At 66.8% G+C, this 21,094-nt stretch carries 19 protein-coding genes; 10 read left to right on the forward strand and 9 right to left on the reverse strand.

Translation table 11 applies throughout. The features are described 5' to 3' along the window. Positions 1–82 precede the first annotated feature (82 nt). The 3 genes from AC5P6E_RS15030 to AC5P6E_RS15040 all read left to right on the forward strand — a co-directional run bounded on the left by AC5P6E_RS15030 (position 83) and on the right by AC5P6E_RS15040 (position 1,423). Positions 83–463, forward strand: a complete 381-nt coding sequence (locus AC5P6E_RS15030; protein ID WP_019337559.1) for a DUF6404 family protein — start codon at positions 83–85, stop codon at positions 461–463. Positions 464–542: 79 nt separating this feature from the next. Continuing rightward, complete coding sequence (locus tag AC5P6E_RS15035) at positions 543–977, forward strand: DUF1801 domain-containing protein (RefSeq protein WP_019337560.1); 435 nt, start codon at positions 543–545, stop codon at positions 975–977. Positions 978–1,015: 38 nt separating this feature from the next. Further along, on the forward strand, positions 1,016–1,423 hold the full coding sequence (locus AC5P6E_RS15040) for a DUF1801 domain-containing protein (RefSeq protein ID WP_010483245.1): 408 nt from the start codon (positions 1,016–1,018) through the stop codon (positions 1,421–1,423). A gap of 74 nt (positions 1,424–1,497) precedes the next feature. Here the strand turns inward: AC5P6E_RS15040 and AC5P6E_RS15045 are convergent, their stop codons facing one another. Beyond that, complete coding sequence (locus AC5P6E_RS15045; protein ID WP_019337561.1) at positions 1,498–2,970, reverse strand: MATE family efflux transporter; 1,473 nt, start codon at positions 2,968–2,970, stop codon at positions 1,498–1,500. A gap of 62 nt (positions 2,971–3,032) precedes the next feature. Here AC5P6E_RS15045 and AC5P6E_RS15050 point away from each other — a divergent pair, with 62 nt between their 5' ends. The 3 genes from AC5P6E_RS15050 to AC5P6E_RS15060 all read left to right on the forward strand — a co-directional run bounded on the left by AC5P6E_RS15050 (position 3,033) and on the right by AC5P6E_RS15060 (position 4,990). Next, a complete protein-coding gene (locus tag AC5P6E_RS15050) occupies positions 3,033–3,272 on the forward strand; it encodes a hypothetical protein (protein WP_019337562.1) in 240 nt (79 codons plus the stop codon). Positions 3,273–3,281: 9 nt separating this feature from the next. After that, positions 3,282–3,689 carry an RNA-binding S4 domain-containing protein gene (locus tag AC5P6E_RS15055; protein WP_010483238.1) on the forward strand — a complete coding sequence of 136 codons (408 nt, stop codon included), beginning with the start codon at positions 3,282–3,284 and terminating at the stop codon, positions 3,687–3,689. 113 nt (positions 3,690–3,802) lie between these two features. Further along, positions 3,803–4,990 (forward strand): glycoside hydrolase family 5 protein, encoded by a 1,188-nt coding sequence (locus AC5P6E_RS15060; protein WP_019337563.1) that lies wholly within the window; start codon positions 3,803–3,805, stop codon positions 4,988–4,990. A 72-nt stretch (positions 4,991–5,062) separates the two neighbouring features. On the opposite strand, the gene AC5P6E_RS15065 is transcribed toward AC5P6E_RS15060, so the two are convergent. From AC5P6E_RS15065 to mutS, 3 genes are all read right to left on the reverse strand, one after another. After that, positions 5,063–5,665 (reverse strand): DUF937 domain-containing protein, encoded by a 603-nt coding sequence (locus AC5P6E_RS15065; RefSeq protein ID WP_010483234.1) that lies wholly within the window; start codon positions 5,663–5,665, stop codon positions 5,063–5,065. A gap of 108 nt (positions 5,666–5,773) precedes the next feature. Continuing rightward, on the reverse strand, positions 5,774–7,417 hold the full coding sequence (locus AC5P6E_RS15070) for a catalase (RefSeq protein WP_019337564.1): 1,644 nt from the start codon (positions 7,415–7,417) through the stop codon (positions 5,774–5,776). 186 nt (positions 7,418–7,603) lie between these two features. Next, on the reverse strand, positions 7,604–10,159 hold the full coding sequence (mutS, locus tag AC5P6E_RS15075; protein ID WP_032952456.1) for a DNA mismatch repair protein MutS: 2,556 nt from the start codon (positions 10,157–10,159) through the stop codon (positions 7,604–7,606). Positions 10,160–10,509: 350 nt separating this feature from the next. On the opposite strand from mutS, the gene AC5P6E_RS15080 reads away from it, so the two are divergent. Both AC5P6E_RS15080 and AC5P6E_RS15085 read left to right on the forward strand, forming a co-directional pair. After that, entirely contained in the window at positions 10,510–11,787 is a 1,278-nt protein-coding gene (locus AC5P6E_RS15080) for an O-antigen ligase family protein (RefSeq protein ID WP_495231073.1), read from the forward strand. Continuing rightward, complete coding sequence (locus AC5P6E_RS15085; RefSeq protein ID WP_019337566.1) at positions 11,787–12,779, forward strand: glycosyltransferase; 993 nt, start codon at positions 11,787–11,789, stop codon at positions 12,777–12,779. The genes AC5P6E_RS15080 and AC5P6E_RS15085 overlap by 1 nt, the downstream gene beginning before the upstream one ends. A gap of 30 nt (positions 12,780–12,809) precedes the next feature. Here AC5P6E_RS15085 and AC5P6E_RS15090 read toward each other — a convergent pair whose 3' ends face one another. Continuing rightward, positions 12,810–13,202 carry a barstar family protein gene (locus AC5P6E_RS15090; protein WP_019337567.1) on the reverse strand — a complete coding sequence of 131 codons (393 nt, stop codon included), beginning with the start codon at positions 13,200–13,202 and terminating at the stop codon, positions 12,810–12,812. 282 nt (positions 13,203–13,484) lie between these two features. Between AC5P6E_RS15090 and AC5P6E_RS15095 the strand changes: the two genes are divergently transcribed. Together AC5P6E_RS15095 and AC5P6E_RS15100 are read left to right on the forward strand one after the other, a co-directional pair. After that, entirely contained in the window at positions 13,485–15,704 is a 2,220-nt protein-coding gene (locus AC5P6E_RS15095; RefSeq protein WP_329835419.1) for a methyl-accepting chemotaxis protein, read from the forward strand. Positions 15,705–15,870: 166 nt separating this feature from the next. Then, positions 15,871–16,239 (forward strand): glycine zipper 2TM domain-containing protein, encoded by a 369-nt coding sequence (locus tag AC5P6E_RS15100; RefSeq protein WP_005415760.1) that lies wholly within the window; start codon positions 15,871–15,873, stop codon positions 16,237–16,239. A gap of 128 nt (positions 16,240–16,367) precedes the next feature. On the opposite strand, the gene AC5P6E_RS15105 is transcribed toward AC5P6E_RS15100, so the two are convergent. From AC5P6E_RS15105 to AC5P6E_RS15120, 4 genes are read right to left on the reverse strand one after another with little or no spacing between them, the layout of a single operon-like run. Continuing rightward, on the reverse strand, positions 16,368–17,495 hold the full coding sequence (locus AC5P6E_RS15105; protein ID WP_019337570.1) for an ABC transporter permease: 1,128 nt from the start codon (positions 17,493–17,495) through the stop codon (positions 16,368–16,370). Then, a complete protein-coding gene (locus AC5P6E_RS15110) occupies positions 17,492–18,679 on the reverse strand; it encodes an ABC transporter permease (protein WP_019337571.1) in 1,188 nt (395 codons plus the stop codon). The genes AC5P6E_RS15105 and AC5P6E_RS15110 overlap by 4 nt, the downstream gene beginning before the upstream one ends. Next, the gene (locus AC5P6E_RS15115; RefSeq protein WP_019337572.1) at positions 18,664–19,677 is read right to left on the reverse strand and encodes an HlyD family secretion protein; all 1,014 of its coding nucleotides are present in this window, start codon (positions 19,675–19,677) and stop codon (positions 18,664–18,666) included. The genes AC5P6E_RS15110 and AC5P6E_RS15115 overlap by 16 nt, the downstream gene beginning before the upstream one ends. Continuing rightward, positions 19,670–21,082, reverse strand: coding sequence for a TolC family protein (locus tag AC5P6E_RS15120; RefSeq protein WP_019337573.1), 1,413 nt, complete (start codon positions 21,080–21,082; stop codon positions 19,670–19,672). The genes AC5P6E_RS15115 and AC5P6E_RS15120 overlap by 8 nt, the downstream gene beginning before the upstream one ends. Positions 21,083–21,094: the final 12 nt, after the last annotated feature.

Below are 21,094 nucleotides of genomic sequence, written 5' to 3' on the forward strand. Positions count from 1 at the left end.
TAAACAACTTCGGTTGTTGCCGCGACGGCCACCTTCGGGTGGCCGTTTGCGTTTCCGGCATCGCATCGGCCACGATCAGCTGATGAACGACATCAACCCGCGCTATCCCGCCGTGATCCAGTCGGCGTTGCGCTTTCTCGACGGCAAGGGGATGGCGCGCGTGCAGTCCGCGCCGCTGTTGCATCGCCTGCTGTGGCGCATGGGCATTGCCTTGCCGCCGCCGATCCTGGCCGGATTCGCCACCAATGCGCTGGTGCAGGGCCTGCTGTTCGGTCTGTTCTGGACCGCGCTGATGTGGCTGATGCTGTGGCAGGGCAGCGAGCGCCCGCTGGCGCTGTTGCTGGTGGCCGGGCTGTTGGCTGGTGCGCTGTTCGGCGTGGTGATGGCGGCCTTGATGCGCTCGCTGCGCCGCCACCGCAAGCTGCCGGACTGGCGGCAGTTCCGTGCGCGGCAGGCGGACTGAACCGATGGCGCACCGCGCCGTGACCGCACGGTACAGGCCGCGCTAGGCTGCGGTGTCATCCCGATGGACGTGCCGTGCGATGCCCGCCAAGCGAACCGCACCCTCCGCCACACCCACGCTGCTGTCCGGCGGCAACCCGCAGATCGCCAAGGGCGAGGGCGATGCCCCGGTGCAGGCGTACATCGCCGCCATGCCGGACTGGAAGCGGCCGATCGGCGCACAGCTGGATGCGCTGATCGAGCAGGCTGTACCCGGCGTGCGCAAGGCGGTGAAGTGGAACTCGCCGATGTATGCGGTGGCGCCGGGCGAAAGCTGGTTCCTCAGCTTCCATTGCTTCACCCGCTACATCAAGGTGGCGTTCTTCCGTGGCGCTGCACTGAAGCCGATGCCACCCGAGCCGTCCAGGAGTGCCGATACGCGCTACCTGCACATCCCGCAGGATGGCGCGCTGGATGAAGCACAGTTCCTCGACTGGGTGCGCCAGGCCGCCGCGTTGCCCGGTGAGCGCATGTAACCCCGACGTTCTGGTTTCCTTCCCGACGAGAGCTGCTGATGGCCACGCATGCACCGAACCCTGCCGATGCCGGAACCCCGGCAACTGAACTGATCGATGCGCGCATCGCCGAGCTGGGCGACTGGCGTGGCGAAGTGCTGGCACGCGTGCGTGCGTTGATCCATGAAGCGCTGCCGGACGTGCAGGAAACCTGGAAGTGGCGCGGTACACCGGTGTGGGAGCACAACGGCATCCTGTGCACCGGCGAGACCTACAAGCAGGCGGTGAAGCTGACCTTCGCCAACGGGGCGGCGCTGGCCGATCCGAAAGGCCTGTTCAACGCCAGCCTGGAGGGCAACACGCGGCGCGCGATCGACATCCATGAAGGTGCGATGCCGAATGCCGCTGCGTTGAAGGCGTTGCTGCGCGCGGCGGCGGCGTTCAACGCGGCGAAGAAGAAACGTTGACCGCCTCCTGTAGCGCCGAGCCCATGCCCGGCTTGGAGGGCCGCGCCTGTGCGGACCAACGGTCCGCACCCACCTCAGCGCGGCGGAGTGGCATCCAGCGCGGCATCCGGGTCGGCCACCGGTGACGGTGGGCAGGCCGGAATTTCCGACGGCGTGGCCAGTTCTTCGGCGTGCGAAGGCTTGCCCATCATCTTCGCCTTGCGCCAGCCACCCCAGCGGTAATACGCCAGCGACAGCAGCATCGACACCAGCGAACTGACCGGGAAGCTCCACCAGATCGCATCGGCGCCCCAGTACGGCTGCAGCAGCTCGGCGAACGGCACGCGCACGCCCCACAGCGAACCGGCCAGGATCAGCAGCGGCGGAATCACCGCGCCGGTGGAGCGCACCACGCCGGAGATCACGAAGCTGACGCCGAAGAACAGGAACGAGCCGATCACCACGTGGTTGAGGTGGCGGGCGATGTCCAGCGCCTGGCTGGCCGGCGGCAGGAACAGGGCCAGCAGCTGGCGATCGAACACCACCAGCGGCAGGATCAGCGCGCCGGTCAGCAGGAAATTGAACAGCACGCCCTGGCGCGCGGTGCCGCGCACGCGGTCCCAGCGCTGCGCACCGACGTTCTGCGCGGCCATCGACGAGCACGCGGCGCCGATCGCCATCGCCGGCATCTGCAGGTAGTTCCACAGCTGCAGCGCGGCGCCGTAGCCCGCGCCGGTGTCGGTGCCGTACTGGTTGACCATGGTCATCAGCAGGATCACCGACAGCGAGATCAGCACCATCTGCAGGCCCATCGGTACGCCCTTGACCACCAGCGCCTTGAGGATGGCCAGGTCGAGCTTGAACAGGCGCATGTCGGCACGGCCCAGCCACAGCGTGTGGCGCTTGTGCCGCATGTACAGCAGCAGGCCGGTCAGCGACAGCGTCTGCGCGACCAGCGTGGCCCAGGCCGAGCCGGCAATGCCCAGCGCCGGGAACGGGCCCATGCCGAAGATCAGTACCGGGTTCAGCACGATGTCCAGTGCCACCGAGACCATCAGGAAACGGAACGGCGTGCGCGAGTCACCGGCACCGCGCAGCGCGGCGGTGAGGAAGGCGAACGCATACAGCGTCGGCATCGCCAGGAAGATGATCTGCAGGTAGGCCTCGGCCAGCGGCAGCGAGGCGGCCGGCGTGCCCATCGCCGCCAGCAGCGGATGGGCCATGAACCAGCCGGCGATGGCGATGATTACCGACAGGCCGATGAAGAAGGTGGCGCTGGTGCCGACCACGCGCCGCGCATGCGCGATGTCGCGCGCGCCGATGGCCTGGCCGATCAGGATGGTCGAGGCCATGCCGAAGCCGAACACCGAGCCGATGAGGAAGAACATGATGTTGTTGGCGTTCGCGGTGGCGGTCAGTGCCGCCTCGCCGAGGAAGCGCCCGACCCAGACCGCATTCACCGAACCGTTCAGCGACTGCGCGATGTTGCCTGCCAGGATCGGCAGGGAAAACAGCAGGAGATTGCGGCCGATCGGGCCGGAGGTCAGGTCAATCGGCGCTTTGGCCATGGAGTGGTGATCGAATCCCGGGAGGCGCACACTAGCACCAAGCCGGTTTGCGGGATGTGGCAATGCATCAACGACTGCAGATGAAGCGGAGCGCGGCGCTGGCCTTGATCGGCGCCGCACTGGCCGCATGTTCGACAGGTGACCGGCTGGGCGATACCCAGGTGCGGCCAACCGACCGCCCCGAGTGCCTGGTCGGCAGCCAGCGCCAGGATCTTTCCGCCGGCGTACCCACCCTGATCGGGGGCAGCGGCTGCCGCACCGATCCCGACAACCCGCGTCCCCTGAACAAGCGAACGGAGTAGTCCCTGCCGATGACCGAGCTTTCCCCGCTGTCGCCCAGTGTCCGCCTGGACATCTGGTTGTGGGCGGCCCGCTTCTTCAAGACCCGCAGCCTGGCCAAGCAGGCCATCGAAACCGGCAAGGTCAGCGTCGCGGGCCAGCGTCCGAAATCCTCGCGCGCGGTGCGTGTGGGTGAGCAGCTGCAGGTGGATCGCGGCGAGGAGCATTTCGAGATCCGGGTGCTCGGCCTGAGCGACCAGCGCGGGCCCGCACCGGCGGCGCAGCAGCTGTATGCCGAGAGCGAGGCCTCCAAGGCCCGTCGTGCCGAACAGCGTGCGCTGCGCATCGCCGCACGCGATGGGTTCCAACCGCCAGAGCACAAACCGGACAAGCGCGCGCGGCGGTTGATCCGCGCGTTGGGCGATATCGACGCGCTCTGACCGAACGGCGATTCCGGTGCATGGTTCCTATCGCGGCGCGAAAGCAGGCGTGAGTCACGGTGCATTCGGAAAGGGCGGGGCAGGCTGGAAGTCCACTTTCTGGAAGCCTGCCCATGCATCGCATGCTGTTATGCCTGTCCCTGCTTGCCGCCGCGCCATTGCACGCGGCCGACATCACGTTCTGGGACACTCCGCAGCGCGGGGGCAACAGCATGAACATGTCGCCTCCGGACCGGAGCTACTTCGAGGCCCTGCGCGCGACCGGTGCGACCTGGGTACGGCTGGTACCGGACAAGTGGAAGGGGCAGGGCGGGCGTGACTTCCTGATTGGCAACGCCGACGACTACCGTAGCCTGGTTCCGGCCGACCTGGCCACGCTGCGGCGGGTGCTGGATGATGCCGACGCGGCTGGGCTGAAAGTGGTGCTGACTCCTTTGTCGTTGCCGTTGCTGCGCTGGAAGCAGCACAACGGCGACAAGGTCGATCCGCGCCTGTGGCAGTCCTTCGACAATCACGCGCCGGCCCGGCGCTTCTGGAGCGACCTCGCCACGGCATTGAAGGGCCATCCCGCACTGGCCGCCTACAACCTGATCAACGAGCCGGTTCCCGAGTATGGTGCTGGCCTGGCCGAGCATGCCTCGGCCGCGGCCATGCAGCAGTGGTACGCCGGTGTGGAAGACGGTCCACGCGATCTGCGCCGCTTCTATTCGGAACTGATCGCCAGCATCCGTGCGGTCGATGCGGACATGCCGTTGATGCTGGATGCCGGCTGGTACGCCGCTGCCGACGGTTTCAACTACTGGCCGGCGCCGCTGGCAGATTCGAAACTGCTGTACAGCGTGCACATGTATGAGCCGTATGCCGCAACCAGCGCGCCTAACCAGAGGCGCACCACGCCGTATCGCTACCCAGGCGTGGTGCCGTTTGGCGAACACAGCGAACGCTGGGATGCCGCGCGGGTCCGCAGTTACCTGCAGCAGCCGATGGACTGGGCGAAGACGCACGGCGTGAGGGCCAACCGCATGGTGGTCGGCGAATTCGGCTGCATGCGGCGCTGGCCCGACTGCGGCCGCTACCTGCAGGACGTGCTGCAGGTGCTGGAGCAGGACAAGGTGCACTGGGCCTTTTACGCGTTCCGCGAGGATGGCTGGGATGGCATGGACTACGAGCTGGGCGACAGTCCGCTGCCGTGGTCGTACTGGCAGGCGCAGGAGAAGGGGAAGACCGTGGCTCCGCCGCGTTCGATGAAGGCACCGGTGTTTGCGCCGATCCTGGAGCGGTTGAAGGCGGGCAACCGGTAAGACGCCGGGCATTGCCCGACGCGTCCCATGGAGATGCCGATCACGCCGGGCCACGCCCGGCGGCGGCATCGTTCAGCGCTTGCCACCCAGCAGGCTGCCGCCGATCTTGAGCAGATCGCCCACGCCGAGCTGGCCGTCACCGTCCTGGTCCAGCAGGCTGCCGAGCAGGCCACCGGCAAGACCGCCCTGTTGCTGCACCTGCTGCTTTTCCTGGCCCAGGGCCTGGCTGAGCGAGCCGGCATCGGCCTGGCCGCCACCGAGGCGCTGGGCAAGGAAGGCCATCACGATCGGCGCGAGGATCTGCAGCAGCTGGCTGGTGCGGCCGCTGTCGAGCTGGGTGGCCTGGGCCAGGCCGGTTTCCACCTTCTGCTGGCTGCCGCCGAAGATGTGGCCGAGGATGCCGGCGCCATCGCTGGCGGCACCGCCGCCGCCGCCACCCAGCACCGAGCCGAGCACGCTGCCCAGGTCCAGGCCACTGTGGTTGTTCTGCAAGGCGCCGAGCAGTGCCTGCGCGCCCTGCGGCTGCGAGGCGTTGTTGCCCAGCGCGCCCATCAGCACCGGCAGCGCGGCACTGATCGCGCCGGAAGCCTGGGTATCGCTGATGCCGAGCTGCTGCGACACCTGCTGCAGCGGGGCGCCCTGCAACTTGGCGAGAAGTTCATCGGTCAGGCTCATCTGCGGGATCCTTGATTGGGGTTGGGCGTGCAGAAGGTACGACGCGGACCGTTAAAACGGCGACGCCGCCTCGCAGGGAGGCGGCGCGCCGTTCACGGGGGAGGGCGATCAGAGCTCGATGTCTTCGGCGCCCGGGGTGGCGGTGGGGAAGTCCGCTTCCGGCTGGGCCGGCTTGAACGGATCCGACGGCTGGCTGGCCAGCGCCTTCAGCGCCGCGGCCACACCGGCACCGTAGGCCGGGTCGGCCTTGCTGCAGTTGTCGATGTGGCGCTGCTTGATGAAGTCCGGCGCATCGCCCAGGGCACGGGCGGTGTTGGCGAACAGGCGGTCCTTCTGTGCCTGGTTGTAGCTACGGAACAGCGCACCGGGCTGGCTGAAGTAGTCGGCGTCGTCCTCACGGAAGTTCCAGAAGTCGGCGTCGCCGCGGATCTTCATCGGCGGCTCGCGGTACTCCGGCTGCTCCTGCCACTGGCCGTAGCTGTTCGGCTCGTAGTGCGGCAGGCCGCCGTAGTTGCCGTCCACGCGCATCGCACCGTCGCGGTGGTTGCTGTGCACCGGGCAGCGCGCTGCGTTCACCGGAATCTGGTGGTGGTTCACGCCCAGGCGGTAGCGCTGCGCATCGGAGTAGGCGAACAGGCGCGCCTGCAGCATCTTGTCCGGCGACGGGCCGATGCCCGGCACCAGGTTGCTCGGTGCGAACGCTGACTGCTCCACGTCCTGGTACCAGTTGACCGGGTTGCGGTTCAGTTCGAACTGGCCCACTTCGATCAGCGGGTAGTCGCTCTTCGGCCACACCTTGGTCAGGTCGAACGGGTGCACGCGGTAGGTTTCCGCCTCCAGTTCCGGCATGACCTGGATGAACAGCTTCCACTTCGGGAAGTCGCCCTTCTCGATCGCGGCGAACAGGTCGCGGCCGTGGCTTTCGCGGTCATGGCCGACCAGGATCTGCGCCTGCGCGTCGGTCAGCGATTCGATGCCCTGCTGGCTGACGAAGTGGAACTTGACCCAGAAGCGCTCACTGTCGGCGTTGGTGAAGCTGTAGGTGTGCGAGCCGAAGCCGTGCATGTGGCGGAAGCTGCGCGGGATGCCGCGATCGCTCATCACCACGGTCACCTGCAGCAGGGCTTCGGGCAGCAGCGTCCAGAAATCCCAGTTGTTGCGCGCGCTGCGCAGGTTGGTGTGCGGGTCGCGCTTCACGGCCTTGTTGAGGTCGGCGAACTTGCGCGGGTCGCGCAGGAAGAACACCGGCGTGTTGTTGCCGACCAGGTCCCAGTTGCCTTCTTCGGTGTAGAACTTCAGCGCGAAGCCGCGGATGTCACGCTCGGCATCGGCGGCGCCACGCTCGCCGGCCACCGTGGTGAAGCGGGCGAACATCTCGGTCTGCTTGCCGACCTTCTCGAACAGCTTGGCGCGGGTGTACTTGCTGATGTCGTGGGTGACGGTGAAGGTACCGAACGCGCCCGAGCCCTTGGCGTGCATGCGACGCTCGGGAATGATCTCGCGGTTGAGGTTGGCCAGCTTTTCCAGCAGCCAGACGTCTTCCATCAGCAGCGGGCCGCGTGGGCCGGCGGTCTTGCTGTTCTGGTTGTCCACCACCGGCGCGCCGAAGGCCGTGGTCATCGGGGTCACCGGATCATCGCCCTGCTTCTGTTTCGGCGTGGTGCTCAGCTCGCGCTGCTGCTGGGCGCCTTCCGCAGGCGACGGCGCGGTGTGATACGGGCATTTGGGGCTGTTGTTATCGGACTGGCTCATGGCTGGCTCCTGCGGGTGAAGACGGGGTGGAACATCTTCACTCGACTTTAGCTAGCGCCAGATGAAATGAATAATCGAATGATTCGTTCAGGTTGATAGATTCTGTCAATTGAAACTCAGAATCAGATTTGCGAAATCTTTCGATGGGCCTCCTGCGAGGCAGGAGGCCAAGCGCTTGCGCTGCGGCTACAGCAGCGCTTTCAAGCGATACAACGCTTCCAGCGCCTGCTTCGGCGTCAGTTCGTCCGGATCGATGGCGGCCAGTGCTTCCTGTGCCTTGTTCGATGGCGCCGCGAACAGGCCGAACTGCTGCGGTGCATCCAATGCCTGTGGTGCCAGCTCGGCGGCATGGCTTTCACCACCGCGCTGTTCCAGCTCGGCCAGGCGACGGCGCGCCTGCGCTACGGTGGCGCGCGGCAGGCCTGCCAGGGCCGCCACCTGCAGGCCGAAGCTGCGGTTGGCCGGGCCGTCCTTCACCGCGTGCATGAACACCAGCGCCTCACCATGCTCGACCGCGTCAAGGTGCACATTGGCAATACCGCTGCGGCCGCCTTCGTGCTGCTCATCGGCCAGCGCGGTCAGCTCGAAGTAGTGGGTGGCGAACAGCGTGTAGCAGCGGTTCTGGTAAGCCAGGTGGCGGGCCACCGCGTCGGCCAGCGCCAGGCCATCGTAGGTGGACGTGCCGCGGCCGATCTCATCCATCAGCACCAGCGAATGCGCGGTGGCGTGGTGCAGGATGTAGCTGGTCTCGGCCATTTCGACCATGAAGGTGGACTGCCCGCGGGCCAGGTCATCGCCGGCGCCGATGCGGGTCAGGATGCGGTCGATCGGGCCGATCAATGCGCGGCTGGCCGGCACGAAGCTGCCGATGTGGGCCAGCAGCACGATCAGCGCGTTCTGCCGCATGTAGGTCGATTTACCGCCCATGTTCGGGCCGGTGATGACCAGCATCCGGCGGTCCGGATGCAGGTCCAGGTCGTTCGGTTCGAACGGCTGCTCGCGTACCGCCTCGACCACCGGGTGGCGGCCGCGTTCGATCTTCAGGCACGGCTCGGCCTGCAGTTCCGGCCGGGCCCAGTCCAGCGCCTGCGCGCGTTCGGCGAAGGCGGCCAGCACGTCCAGTTCGCTGAGTGCGGCGGCGCACTGCTTCAGCGGCTCCAGCTGCCCGCCGAGGGTATCCAGCAGCTGCTCGTACAGGTACTTCTCGCGCGACAGCGAACGGTCGCGCGCGGACAGCACCTTGTCCTCGAACGCCTTCAGTTCTTCGGTGATGTAGCGCTCGGCATTGGTCAGCGTCTGGCGGCGGGTGTAGTGCACCGGCGCGCGGTCGGACTGGCCCTTGCTGATTTCGATGTAGTAGCCATGCACACGGTTGTAGCCCACCTTCAGGGTGGCAATGCCGCTGCTTTCGCGCTCGCGCTGTTCCAGGTCGACCAGGAACTGGTCGGCGTGGGTGGACAGGCGGCGCAGTTCGTCCAGCTCTTCATCGAAGCCATCGGCCAGCACGCCGCCGTCGCTCAACTTCAGCGGCGGCATCTCGGCGATGGCGCTGGCCAGCAGCTGCGCGCACTCGTCGTGCTCGCCCAGCGCCGCATGCAGGGCCTGCAGGCGTGGTGAGTCCAGCGGGGCCAACACGTCGCGCACCGCCGGCAGCAGGCCCAGGCCGTCGCGCAGGGTGGAGAAATCGCGCGGGCGCGCCGAGCGCAGCGCCACGCGGGTGAGGATGCGTTCCAGGTCGCCAAGGCGGCGGAACTGCTCGCGGATGTCAGCGTCGCTGCCGCGATCGATCAGGGTTTCCACCGCATGGTGGCGCTGTACCAGCACCTCGCGCAGGCGCAGCGGACGATGCAGCCAGCGCCGCAGCAGGCGGCCGCCCATTGGCGTCACCGTGCTGTCGAGCACACCCAGCAGCGTATTGCGGGTGTCGCCATCAACACGCGTATCCAGTTCCAGATGGCGGCGGGTGGCGGCGTTCATCGCGATCGCCTCGCCGGCAGTCTCCATCGCGATGGAGGTCAGGTGCGGCAGGCGCTGCTTCTGGGTTTCCTCGACATAACCGAGCAGGGCGCCGGCGGCAGCGGTCGCGCGCGGCTTGTCATCGATGCCGAAGCCGCTCAGGTCATGCAGTTTGAAGAAGTTCAGCAGCTGGCGGCGGCCACTGTCGGCATCGAACAGCCACGGCGCGCGGCGACGCACGCCGGTGCGCTGGCGCAGGAACTCCGGCCAGTTTTCTTCGTCGGGCACCAGCAGCTCGGCCGGCTCCAGCCGTGCCAGCTCGGCTTCCAGGGCGTCGTCGGTTTCCACTTCGTTGACCAGGAAGCGGCCGCCAGCCAGGTCGGCCCACGCCAGGCCGTAGCCCTGCTTGCTGCGCGACAGGGCCATCAGCAGGGTGTCGCGGCGTTCATCCAGCAGCGCCTCGTCGGTGACCGTGCCGGGGGTGACGATGCGCACTACCTTGCGCTCGACCAGGCCCTTGGCCAGCGCCGGGTCGCCGATCTGTTCGCAGATCGCCACCGACTCGCCCAGTGCCACCAGCCGCGCCAGGTAGCCTTCATAGGCATGTACCGGCACGCCGGCCATCGGGATCGGTGCGCCCCCGGAGCTGCCGCGCTGGGTCAGGGTGATGTCGAGCAGGCGCGCCGCCTTGCGGGCGTCGTCATAGAACAGTTCGTAGAAGTCACCCATGCGGAAGAACAGCAGCAGGTCCGGGTAATCGGACTTGGCCGCGAAGAACTGCTTCATCAGCGGGGTGTGGTCCTTGGACGCCTTGGCGTTGCTGGTGTTGTCTTTTGTATCAGTCACTTGGGGCGTTTCGCGTCTTGGCAGGGCGTCGGGGCGTGGCCACGCGCAGGCATGGCCGGAGAGATCGTTAGTGTAGCGACCTGGGGCGGTCGATGATCCCGACCGGAAGCCCAGAGACAAGGGCGGTTGCCCGCGACTGTCCGTACGCCAACGCAGGCCCCCGTACACCTGCGGTTTGGTTGATTTCCACGGGGCCCCACGGTAGTGTCAGCCCCGGCGATTTCCGCCAAGCGGCCTCCATGGAAACCGGGGCGACTCACCCCGGGCGGGCGTTGATGGAAAGAACAAGCATGACTGCAGCCTGCATGGCCGCCGAACCTCGTTACACCTGGCGTACCGTCCTGCTGAGCATCCTGGTCGCCATCGTTCCGCTTGCCGGCTCCGCACCCTACACCTTGCTGAAGGCGGTGCTGCTGCTGGCCCTGCTGGTTACCGGCGTGGTTCTGATCCGCCGCCAGCCCGATGTCCGCCTGCGCTACCGCATCGCCCGGTTCATCGTGATCGTCTGCTTCCTGCGCCTGGCCTATGCCTTCTACAGCATCCTCTGGCACGGGCTGCGCTGGAACGAACTGGACCTTCCGGCACAGACACTGCTCTACCTGGGCACCGCTGCGGTGTTCGCCACTGCGCTGGACTGGCGCCTGATCTGGAAGATCTTCGCCCTGTCCACCCTGGTCTTCGGCGGGTCGTGCATCGTGCAGCACCACGTGATGGGCCTTGAACGCGCGCACGGTTTCAGTGGCGGCGAATGGACCGCCATCGAGTTCACCATGGTGACGCTGTGCATGGCGCTGTTCTCGGTCATCCGGTTGATCCAGCCCAATGTCCATCCGGCCGAACGCTGGCTGCACGGCGTGGCCATCGCCGTCGGCGTCTATGGTTCGATCCTGGCGCAGAGCCGCGGGCCGATCCTGGCGTTCATTCCCGCCATGCTGATGGTGATTGCGGTGCACGTCCGGCGCACCCGGCGCTGGCGGGGGGCACTGGCCTTCGTCGGTGCCCTGGTCATTGGCGTGGTCGGCGCCACCTCGGTGCTGAACCATGAGGTGATCCAGCGCTTCGGTGAGGTCAGTGGCGAGATCTCCGGTTTCAACCAGGAAAACGAGGTCGGCTCGGTCCGCGAGCGCATCGCCATGTGGGGTGTGGCGGTCGACGCCTTCGCCGAGCATCCCGTGGCGGGGGTGGGCCTGAACCAGTTCGGTACCTATGCACGTGAGGGCATCGCCCGCGGCGAGGTGTCCGAGTCGATCTTCCGCTACAACCACCCGCACAACGAGTACCTGGAAGCGGCGGTGACCGGTGGCGTGCCGTTGCTGCTGATCATGCTGCTGCTCTTCATCCTGCCCGGCATCCATTTCGTGCGACGTCTCGGCCACGCCGACGACATCACCGCGATGATCGCCACCGCCGGACTTGCCGTGGTCATCGTCTATGCACTTTCGGCGTTCACGGACAACGTGTTCTATCGGGCGATGCCGCATTCGTTCTATTTCTACCTGGTGCTGGGTTTCATGCTGGCGACCGCCTTGCCGGCGCGTGACCTGCGCCGGCAAGGGAGTCCCTCCTGATGGCGCATATCCATCTGCTGGCTGCCGACAACCAGCGTGGCCTGTCCCATGACATCCAGGTGATCGAGCGCTCGTTGCAGCAGCTCGGGCACACGGTGACGGTCAGCCGCCTGGACGCGGTGCGCAATGGTGGTGCCTGGAAACTCCGCGGCATGCGCCTGCGCAGGCTGCTGGCCTCGTGGCTGAGCCTGGGGCGCACGCCGGCCCGGTTCGACATCAACATCTCGCTGGAACATGTCCGGCCGGCGAGCTTCGGACTGGCCAACGTCAATCTGTTGATCCCGAATCCGGAATGGGTGTCCGCACGCAGCCTGCGGATCCTGCCGCGGTTCGATGCGTTGCTGACCAAGACCGAAGAAGCCACGCGCATCTTCAACGCGCTGGGCATGCGCGCACTGGAGGTCGGTTTCTGCAGCCGTGACCGCTACGACCCGGCGGTGCCGCGCAGGCCGCGCAGCTTCCTGCATGCGGCCGGTACCAGCCGCATGAAGGGGACGGCTGCACTCGTCAATGTCTGGAAACGGCACCCCGAATGGCCTTTGCTGACCATCCTGCGCGGCGGCCCTTCGGACGAAGATGAGGGCGGTGCCGCGAACCTGAGGATCGTCCGCGAGCGGCTGCTCGACCAGGAGGTGCAGCGCCTGCAGAACGAACATGCGTTCCACCTGTGCCTGTCGCAGACCGAAGGCTGGGGCCATTACCTGGTGGAAGCGATGAGCTGCGGGGCGGTGGTGATCACCTGCGACGGCGCGCCGATGAATCAGATGATCGACGACAGCCGAGGCATCCTGGTTGCCGCGCACGAGGGCGAGCCCTGCCATCTGTCCAGGACCTGGCATGTGGATGAGAAGGCGCTGGAACAGGCCGTCGAGCGCGCGCTGGCGATGGATGAGTCCGAGTGGACCCGGCTGGGCGCCAATGCACGCGCATGGCACCTGGCCAGCGAGGTGGCGTTCCCGCGCCGTCTGGGCGAGGCCCTGGCCAAGCTCTGAGCAGATGTGGGGCTGGTCGCTGCAGCCCGCTCAGCCAGGCACCAGGGTGATCTGCGGATGGCTGCCGAAGATCTCCATGACGATCTCGAAGTAGGTCTGTCCCTGGCCAAGCGCCAGTGCCGTCAACTGAGCGTGGATGGCCGGACCGTTGAACCTGCCGCCCTGAGCGAGTTTCGACTGCAGCCAGGTGCGCGTGGCCTCGCGGCCCAGTGCATCGCGGCTGTGGGCGATGTCACGCCACACCACCGTGGCGGTGGCATGGCCTGCGAGAGCGCCGTAGCCGCCGTGAAGCAGGTCATCAAGCGCATCCAGGCTTGCGCCCAGTTGCCAGTCTTCGTCGGCCATGAACACGCGATTGATTTCCACGTAGAGGCTGGCGATGTCGTTGATGGACGCGCCTTCGATGTGCAGGATCCGTGTCATCTGCAGACTGTAGCCCTCCCGGGCGGCGGTTGTGTCCGGCGCAGATAATCCAGGGCCGCTTCGGATGGAGCTGGCATGATTATGGTGTTAAACCTGCGTGATTTTCATCGGGCGCTGGCGTGTCAGCGGTATTCAATAATGATATGGCGCCATTATCTGCCGCCTTGTTTTCTGACTGCCTGCACAGTTCCATATATTTGGATCGGTCCATATATAAAGTCTCGTAAAGTTTCCCTTCGCTGCGCCGCCATCGAACGTACGGCCACGATCAAGGGAATTGAGATGCTTGCCTTACGTAATCTCCGTGTGGGATCCCGGCTTGGCGCCGGCTTCGGTCTGCTGCTGCTGTTCATCATGGCCATCGTTGGCCTGGTGCTGTATGGGAATCAGCTGAAATCCGCCCAGTTCGAGAAAGTGGTGGACGTTAACATGGTCAAGATGCGTTTGTTGAATGACATGCTTGATACCAACAACGCGGTGCTGATGCATCGCCGCCTGATGGTGATCAAGCGGGGTGATGAGTTCGACAGGGATTACCAGCGTGCCCAGGAGTTGTCGCGGACCTATGACGGTATCTGGGCCAAGTACATCAAGATTCCGCGTGACGCCACCGGCGATACCCTGGTCGCGCGCATCGAGGCGGCACGAAAGGCCACCGATGCATCAACCCAGCAACTGCATGAGCGCATGAAGGTGGGGGATTTTGATGGGGCAGCGAAGGAGCTGCTGGCCGAGCACGGTCTGGCAACGGCCTGGAATGAATCCATCTCGGCCCTGCTGCGCCACCAGGAAACACTGACCGAACGCAGCCGCGAAGAGTACCGCGCAACCGAATCGTGGACCGGCACGCTGTCGATCGCGTTCGGGGCACTGAGCCTGCTGCTGGGCACGTTGGCGGCCTGGGCGATCACCCGCAGCCTGACCCGTCCGCTGGAAGGCGCGGTGAAGCTGGCCGACGGCATCGCCAGTGGCCGCCTGGACAGCAGCATCGACGCCACCGGCAACGACGAGCTGACCCAGCTGCTGAAGTCGATGCAGCGCATGCAGGCACAGCTGCAGTCGGTGATGGCGGCGCAGGGCGAGCTGGCACGCCAGCACGATGCCGGCAGCCTCAGCTACCGCATGGACGAGAGCGCATTCCCCGGCGACTACGGGCGCATGGTGCATGAGACCAATGCGCTGGTTGGATCGCACGTGCAGGTACAGAACCGGCTGATCGAGGTGATGAAGCACTACGCACGCGGCGATCTGTCGGTGGACATGGACCCGCTGCCCGGCGAGAAGGCGGCGATCACCCAGGCGATGGACGAAACCAAGTCCAGCCTGTCGGCGATCAACAGCGAGATCCGCCGGCTGGCGACAGCGGCCGCGGCAGGCGACTTCAGCCTGCGCGGTGATGAAGATCGCTTCGCCTACGATTTCCGCGACATGGTGGCAGGGCTCAATCGCCTGATGCAGACCACCGACGAGAACCTGGTGCAGGTCTCGACCCTGCTGCAGGCCATCTCGCGCGGCGACCTGACCGTGCGCATGCAGGGGGATTTCCACGGCGTGTTCGCGCGCATGCGTGATGACTGCAACGCCACCGTCGATCAGCTCAAGCAGATCGTGGGCCGTATCCAGGCCAGTGCTTCCAGCATCAACCTGGCAGCGGGCGAGATCGCCTCGGGCAACACCGACCTGTCGCGGCGTACCGAACAGCAGGCGGCGAACCTGGAAGAAACGGCAGCGTCGATGGAGGAACTGACCTCTACCGTGAAGCAGAACGCCGAGCACGCACGCCAGGCCAACCAGCTGGCCATCGGCGCGCATGGTGTTGCCTCGCAGGGCGGTGAAGTGGTCGGGCAGGTGGTCACCACGATGTCGGCCATCGAAGCCGCGTCGAAGAAGATCGCCGAGATCATCTCGGTCATCGATGGCATCGCCTTCCAGACCAATATCCTCGCGCTGAACGCGGCGGTCGAAGCTGCGCGTGCCGGGGAACAGGGCAGGGGCTTTGCCGTGGTGGCCAGCGAAGTGCGTACGCTGGCGCAGCGCTCGGCGGGCGCGGCCAAGGAGATCAAGGGCCTGATCGAGGATTCGGTCGGCAAGGTCGCCGATGGCTCGGCGCTGGTCCGCCAGGCCGGCACCACGATGGGCGAGATCGTGGCCTCGGTGCAGCGCGTGACCGACATCATGGCCGATATCTCTGCTGCCTCCCAGGAGCAGAGCTCGGGCATCGAACAGGTCAACCAGGCGGTGGTGCAGATGGATGAGACCACCCAGCAGAATGCCGCGCTGGTCGAAGAAGCCAGTGCCGCAGCGCGCTCGATGGAGGAGCAGGCGAACCTGCTGGCCGAAGCCGTGTCGGTGTTCCGCACGGGGGCGGTGACCGCCGCCGCAGTACGCCCGGCGCTGGCAGCCGTGGCGGCATCGGTTGCGCCGGTACGCCGGCCTGCGGTGCTGTCGCCGCGGCTTGAGCCGACGCTGGCCGCCAATGCGGGTGGTTGGGAAGAGTTCTAGCAGAGGGCAATGCCGGCAGGGAGACGGCGCCCATCGCGACGGCTGGTCGCGATGGGCGCGGATTTTCTTCCTGAACGTGCGATGGCCGATGAAGTGGCGGACACGCGCATTTCACTTCCGGTTGCCAACCGCGGGAGGACACTGGTGCCATACCGGAACTCAGGAGATGGCCATGAAGACCTCGACCCGATTGCTTGTGCTGGGCACCCTGCTGGCGGCTTCGTCGGTGGCCGGCGCGCAGACCTATGGGCCGCGCGATGAGGGACGCAAGTTCAATGACGGCAGCCGCGTGGTCTGCAAGAACGTGGAAGTGCAGCGTAATTCGCGCGATCCCAACCGCATCGCCGGTACCGCCACTGGCGCTGTGATTGGTGGCCTGCTGGGCAACCAGGTGGGCGGTGGCAACGGCAAGAAGCTGGCCACCGTGGCCGGTGCCGTGGCCGGTGGTGCGGCCGGCCGCCAGATCCAGGGCAACAGCCAGCAGAAGAACGGCGACCGCGTGGTTGAACGCCGCTGCGAACGCGTCTACCGCTGATCGCTCGCAGCCGTACCCCGTTTCCCCTTCCACACCGCAGTACTCGAACGCCGGCCCCGCGCCGGCGTTCGTCGTTAGGGGAAAAAGGGGACGGAGGGGATTAAGTCGCAATTCCCCAGTCTTGCCGTTTACGACTCAATCCCCTTCGTCCCCTTTTTTTCGAGGAGGCGCCAGGCGGCGAGGCTGCCGTAGAGCAGCAGCAGGACGGTGAGAGTGATCAGTTCGTGGCCGACTTCAGCCGGGCGGGCGTCCATCTGGTTCAGGCGCACCATCAGGTTGATGCCCGAGGTGGTCGGCAGCAGCTGCGCCAGCCAGACCAGCGGTTGCGGCGTCATCACCGCCGGCCACGACAGGTTGGCCAGGAAAAACAGTGGGATCGAGGTGGCGATGATGTACTGGAAGGCGCGTTCGCGGGTGCGGAAGAAGCTGCCGACGAACAGGCCGAACGCCACCGTGGCGGCGATGAACAGCGTGCCGCCCAACAACTGGCCCAGTGGATTGCCGCCGCGCGGATAGTCCTGCACCCACGCGGTGAAGCCGGCGTACCAGAACAGACCGAACAGGCCGATCAGGCTGAAGCCCAATGCCATGCCCGCCAGCGTTGGCAGGTCGAAGCGCAGGCGCCGGCCCAGCGCGAGTCGGCGGCCACCGAGCAGCACGCCGATGCCCATCAACAGGGTCTGGTGAACGATCAGCTCGGCCACGCCGGGCACGATGGCGCTGCCATAGCCTTCCTGCGTGTTGTACAGCGGGCGCTGCACCAGGGTGACCGGCGGTGCCTGCGGTGCGCCCATGAAGGCCGCCTGGCCGACTACCGCCTCACGCCCGAACGCGCCCAGTGCATCGGCCACGCTGCCCAGCACCCAGCTGGCACGGCCCAGGTAGGCGCCGTTGCCGAGCAGCACCAGCTTGGCCGGATGGCCGCGCAGGATGTCGCGTTCCAGGTTGGCCGGGATCAGTACGATGCCCTCGGCGTGGCCGGCTTCCAGCTGCTGGCGTGCACTGTCGATGTCGGCCGGTTGCCCGACCACGCGTGCAACGCGGAGTGCATCGAGCTTTCGCAGCAGCGCGCGGCTGGTCGCGCTGTGGTCTTCGTCCACCACCAGCACCGGCAGGTTGCCGGCCACCTGGTGGCGGTACGCGGCCGGGTAGAAGAACGAGTACAGGATCACCGCGCCGACCATCACCACGATCGCGTAGCGATCGCACAGGACCGCCATCAGGGTCTGCCGGAGGCTGCGCCAGAGTGCGCTCATGCGTCTGCCCCTGCCGGTTGTGCGGCTTCGGGCGTGCGCGCAAAGGCGATCAGGCGCAGGCCGCCGATGCCGCCGGCCACCATCGTCATCAACAACAGCGTGGTCAGCGGCCATATCGAAACCTGCAGCGGCGAACCGATGAACTGCTGCTGGGTCTGCAGCTTGATGTAGGCGCTGAGTGGCAGCAACTGATGCCAGATACGGGTGAACAGGGGGCCATCCAGCACCGGGAAGGTGGCGCTGGAGAATGCCAGTGCGGTGCCGATGCTGAGGCCGACCGCGGACAGCGCGGTACCCATGTCGCGGGTGACGCCGACGAAGAACAACGCGTAGGCGGCCGTGGCCAGGTAGAACAGTGGCTGTGCGAGCAGCAGCACGAGCGCGCTGCCGGCCACACCATCGCCGCGCAGGCAGGCCAGGTACCCAATGCCGAGCGCGCCATACAACGAGAACAGCAGAGTGTACGGCGCGACCTTGCCGGCAATCGCCGACCACGGCGTGCGACCCAGCCAGGCGGGCAGGGTGCCGTCGCGGATCTCGCGGCCAAGGCTGCCGGCTACGGCCAGCGCCAGTACCAGCGACAGCACCGCCGGGAAGATCAGTGGCAGCAGGAACAGTTCGTAGCTGCGTGCCGGGTTGTACAGGATGTCCGACTGCACCGCGATCGGCGCCGCACGCAGCTTGCCCGGGCCGACCTGCAGGCCGATGCGCTCGCGCAGCAGGCGCGCGTTCCAGGCCGAGACGGCGTCGCCGATATCGCGCGCCGCCGACTGGCCAGTGGTCATGTAGGTGGCGTTGTAATAGGCGAACACCGTGCCCTGCCGTCCACGCAACGCTTGTCGGGTGACATCACGCGGCACCAGTACGATGGCGAACACATCCAGGCGGCGCAGCTGCGAACGGGCGTCTTCCATGTCCACGGGCTGGCTGGCGATGCGCACGCCGGGGCTGGCATCGAGCATGCGCAGCAGCAGGCGGCTGTCACTGCTGTGGTCGAGGTCGACCACAGCAATGGGGATATCGCGCATCACCGACGGCGTGAACATCCACGCCATCACCGCCAGCATCAGCAGGGGCAGCAGGGTCACCAGCAGCAGGTCGGCACGGTTGCCGCGCAGCGACTGCAGCTCGCGCCGCCACGAAGCGGCGAAGCTGTTGCGGCCCGGGCTCAGTGCTGGGGCCATGCGAACAGCACGCTCATGCCGGGGCGGAAGCCCTCGATGCGGCGTACCGGGCGCACCCGCACCTCGAAGCTGCGGACGTCGTAGCCGGACGACTGACGGGTGGTGCGCCAGGTTGCATAGTCGCCGGCCGGATTGATGAAGTAGACCTCGAACTCACCGTCCTGGTTGAGTGCCGGCACGCTGCCCTGCAGCTTGCTGCCGACCTTCAGGCCCTGCATCTGCGATTCGCGCAGGTTCATCGCCACCCACATGCGGTCGATGTCGACCAGGGTGAACACGGGATAGCCGGCTGGCACCAGCTCGCCCGGGTCGGCCATGCGCTTGTTGATCTCGCCGGCCACCGGCGCGCGCCCTTCGACTTCGACACGCGCAGCGTTGACTTCGGCCACCGCGCCCTGTGCCTGCTGCACCTGGCCCTGCGCGGCGCGCTTGTCCTGCTCGCGTGCGCCGGCCAGCGCCATGTCGTACTGCGCACGGGCGGCACGGGCCAGTTCACGCGAACTGGTGGCCTGGGCATGCGCTTCATCGCGCTTCTGCCGGGTCATCACCCCTTCGTTGAACAGGTTCTGCACGCGCTGGTAGGTGGCCTCGGCCAGCGTCGCACCGGCTTCGGCGCGCTTCCAGTTCGCTTCGGCGGCGCGGATGTCCTCGCTGCGCGCGCCTTCGTCGGCCTTGTCGGCCACCGCCTGCGCGGCGGCCAATGCGCCATGCGCCTGCTGTTCCTTGGCGGCCACTTCGGGGCTGTCGAGCAGGAACAGCACCTGGCCGGGCTGCACGCGGTCGCCCTCGCGCACCTTCAGTTCGGCCACGCGCGCGGTGATCTTGGCGGCCACGTTGATCGTGTCCGCATCGGCCATGCCCTGGATCTGGTCGGCCGGGCTGCGCCAGGCCAGCCACAGGCCGAGCACCACCACGACCAGCAGCACCACTATCAGGATCGGGCCCAGACGGCGCTTGGCCGGGGGCGTCGTCGCATCGTCGTGCAGCACATCACTCATGGTCGATCACCTCGTCCGCACGCCGCCGGAACTCTTCGAAACGGTCCATCTGTCCACTGACCTCCAGCAACTGTGCCAGCGCAATATCGTATTGGTAGGCGGCCTGCGCGCGCTCGACACGGGCACCGCCCAGGCCGAGCCGCGCGTCGATTACATCAAGCGAAGTCGCCTGGCCTTCGCGGAACGCCAGTTCCTGCAGGCGCAGGTTTTCCTGTGCCTGGGCGATGCTGCTGTCGAGCAGCACGTACTGCTGGCGCGCGGTCTCCAGCTCATTCCAGGCCTTGCGCACGCCCAGTGCGACCTGGTTTTCGGCCTCGCGCAGGCCGGCTTCGGCCTGCTCCTGCTGCGCGCGCGCAGCGCTGATCTGCGCCGGCCGCGAGTTCGGCGACAGGAAGGTGTACTTCAGGCCGATGCCGAACGCCCAGTCCGGGTCGGTCAGCATTTCGTCGCGGCGGCGGAAATCGTACTGGCCGAAGGCGAAGATCTGTGGCTTCAGCTTGGCCTGCTGCACACGCACGCCCTGTTCGGCCTGCGCCACCATCGCCCGCAGGCGTGCGATCTGCGGCTGGCGTGCCTGCGCGGTGCGCTCGAAGCTGGCCACCGGTTCCAGCGGCACGCGCTGCACGAACAGCGGCGACACCGGCTGTACCTCGCCGCCACTGCGCAGCAGCGTGGACAGCGCGGCCTTCAGCGTGGCCAGATCGTTCACCGTCTTCTGGTACTCACGCTCGGCCTTGTCGCGGGCCACGGTGGCCTGCAGGCGCTGAGCACGGGTGGCGAAGCCCTCGCGCTCCAGCTTCTCCGCATCGGACAGATGTTGGTTGAGGCCATCGCGCACGTCGCGGCGTACGTCCACTGCCTGCTCGGCCAGGCGCTGGCCAAAGTAGGCCTGGGCCAGCTGCACGGTCAGCGATTGGCGCTGTGCTTCGCGTTCGGCACTGGCCTGTTCGTGGGCGGCGCTGGCGGCACGTTGTGCGGCCGGAATCACGCCGCCGGTGTACAGCGGCAGCACAGCCGTCACCACCGGTCGCGTTCTCCAGTCGCGCTCGGTGAACGACAGCGGCGAATCGATGCCGAAGGCTTCAGCCACGGGGGCCAGCGAGCCCAGTGGCAGGGTGAGGGTCTTCTGGAACTGCAGGCGGCGCACTTCGCCGGTGATCTCCGGCAGGCGCAGCAGGCGGGTCGCGTCCTGCAGGTCCTGCTTGTTGCGTACCGCTGCGTCAGCGGCCGCCAGTGCATCGGAGACCTGCTCCAGGCGTTGCCGCGCCTGTTCCCAGTCCAATGCAGGTGCGTCGGTGTTGTTCTGCGCGGACGCAGCGAATGGCAGGCAGGTCGCCAGCGCCAGCGCCAGCGCCAGCGCGGGCTTCGCGCGGTGCATCCTTGTACGTCGGCCGATCACGCCCATTCCGTCCCAGTG

This window comes from Stenotrophomonas sp. YJH_SMC_16 (genome assembly GCF_059367875.1).

Bases quoted from the DNA above. Each gene is read 5' to 3' on its own strand.
- mutS (WP_032952456.1), bottom strand. From the start codon at position 10,159: ATGAAGCAGTTCTTCGCGGCCAAGTCCGATTACCCGGACCTGCTGCTG.
- AC5P6E_RS15090 (WP_019337567.1), bottom strand. From the start codon at position 13,202: ATGACACGGATCCTGCACATCGAAGGCGCGTCCATCAACGACATCGCC.
- AC5P6E_RS15045 (WP_019337561.1), bottom strand. From the start codon at position 2,970: ATGGCCAAAGCGCCGATTGACCTGACCTCCGGCCCGATCGGCCGCAAT.
- AC5P6E_RS15085 (WP_019337566.1), top strand. From the start codon at position 11,787: ATGGCGCATATCCATCTGCTGGCTGCCGACAACCAGCGTGGCCTGTCC.
- AC5P6E_RS15120 (WP_019337573.1), bottom strand. From the start codon at position 21,082: ATGGGCGTGATCGGCCGACGTACAAGGATGCACCGCGCGAAGCCCGCG.
- AC5P6E_RS15115 (WP_019337572.1), bottom strand. From the start codon at position 19,677: ATGAGTGATGTGCTGCACGACGATGCGACGACGCCCCCGGCCAAGCGC.
- AC5P6E_RS15055 (WP_010483238.1), top strand. From the start codon at position 3,282: ATGACCGAGCTTTCCCCGCTGTCGCCCAGTGTCCGCCTGGACATCTGG.
- AC5P6E_RS15100 (WP_005415760.1), top strand. From the start codon at position 15,871: ATGGCCATGAAGACCTCGACCCGATTGCTTGTGCTGGGCACCCTGCTG.
- AC5P6E_RS15030 (WP_019337559.1), top strand. From the start codon at position 83: ATGAACGACATCAACCCGCGCTATCCCGCCGTGATCCAGTCGGCGTTG.
- AC5P6E_RS15040 (WP_010483245.1), top strand. From the start codon at position 1,016: ATGGCCACGCATGCACCGAACCCTGCCGATGCCGGAACCCCGGCAACT.
- AC5P6E_RS15060 (WP_019337563.1), top strand. From the start codon at position 3,803: ATGCATCGCATGCTGTTATGCCTGTCCCTGCTTGCCGCCGCGCCATTG.
- AC5P6E_RS15050 (WP_019337562.1), top strand. From the start codon at position 3,033: ATGCATCAACGACTGCAGATGAAGCGGAGCGCGGCGCTGGCCTTGATC.
- AC5P6E_RS15035 (WP_019337560.1), top strand. From the start codon at position 543: ATGCCCGCCAAGCGAACCGCACCCTCCGCCACACCCACGCTGCTGTCC.
- AC5P6E_RS15070 (WP_019337564.1), bottom strand. From the start codon at position 7,417: ATGAGCCAGTCCGATAACAACAGCCCCAAATGCCCGTATCACACCGCG.
- AC5P6E_RS15080 (WP_495231073.1), top strand. From the start codon at position 10,510: ATGACTGCAGCCTGCATGGCCGCCGAACCTCGTTACACCTGGCGTACC.
- AC5P6E_RS15095 (WP_329835419.1), top strand. From the start codon at position 13,485: ATGCTTGCCTTACGTAATCTCCGTGTGGGATCCCGGCTTGGCGCCGGC.
- AC5P6E_RS15065 (WP_010483234.1), bottom strand. From the start codon at position 5,665: ATGAGCCTGACCGATGAACTTCTCGCCAAGTTGCAGGGCGCCCCGCTG.
- AC5P6E_RS15110 (WP_019337571.1), bottom strand. From the start codon at position 18,679: ATGGCCCCAGCACTGAGCCCGGGCCGCAACAGCTTCGCCGCTTCGTGG.
- AC5P6E_RS15105 (WP_019337570.1), bottom strand. From the start codon at position 17,495: ATGAGCGCACTCTGGCGCAGCCTCCGGCAGACCCTGATGGCGGTCCTG.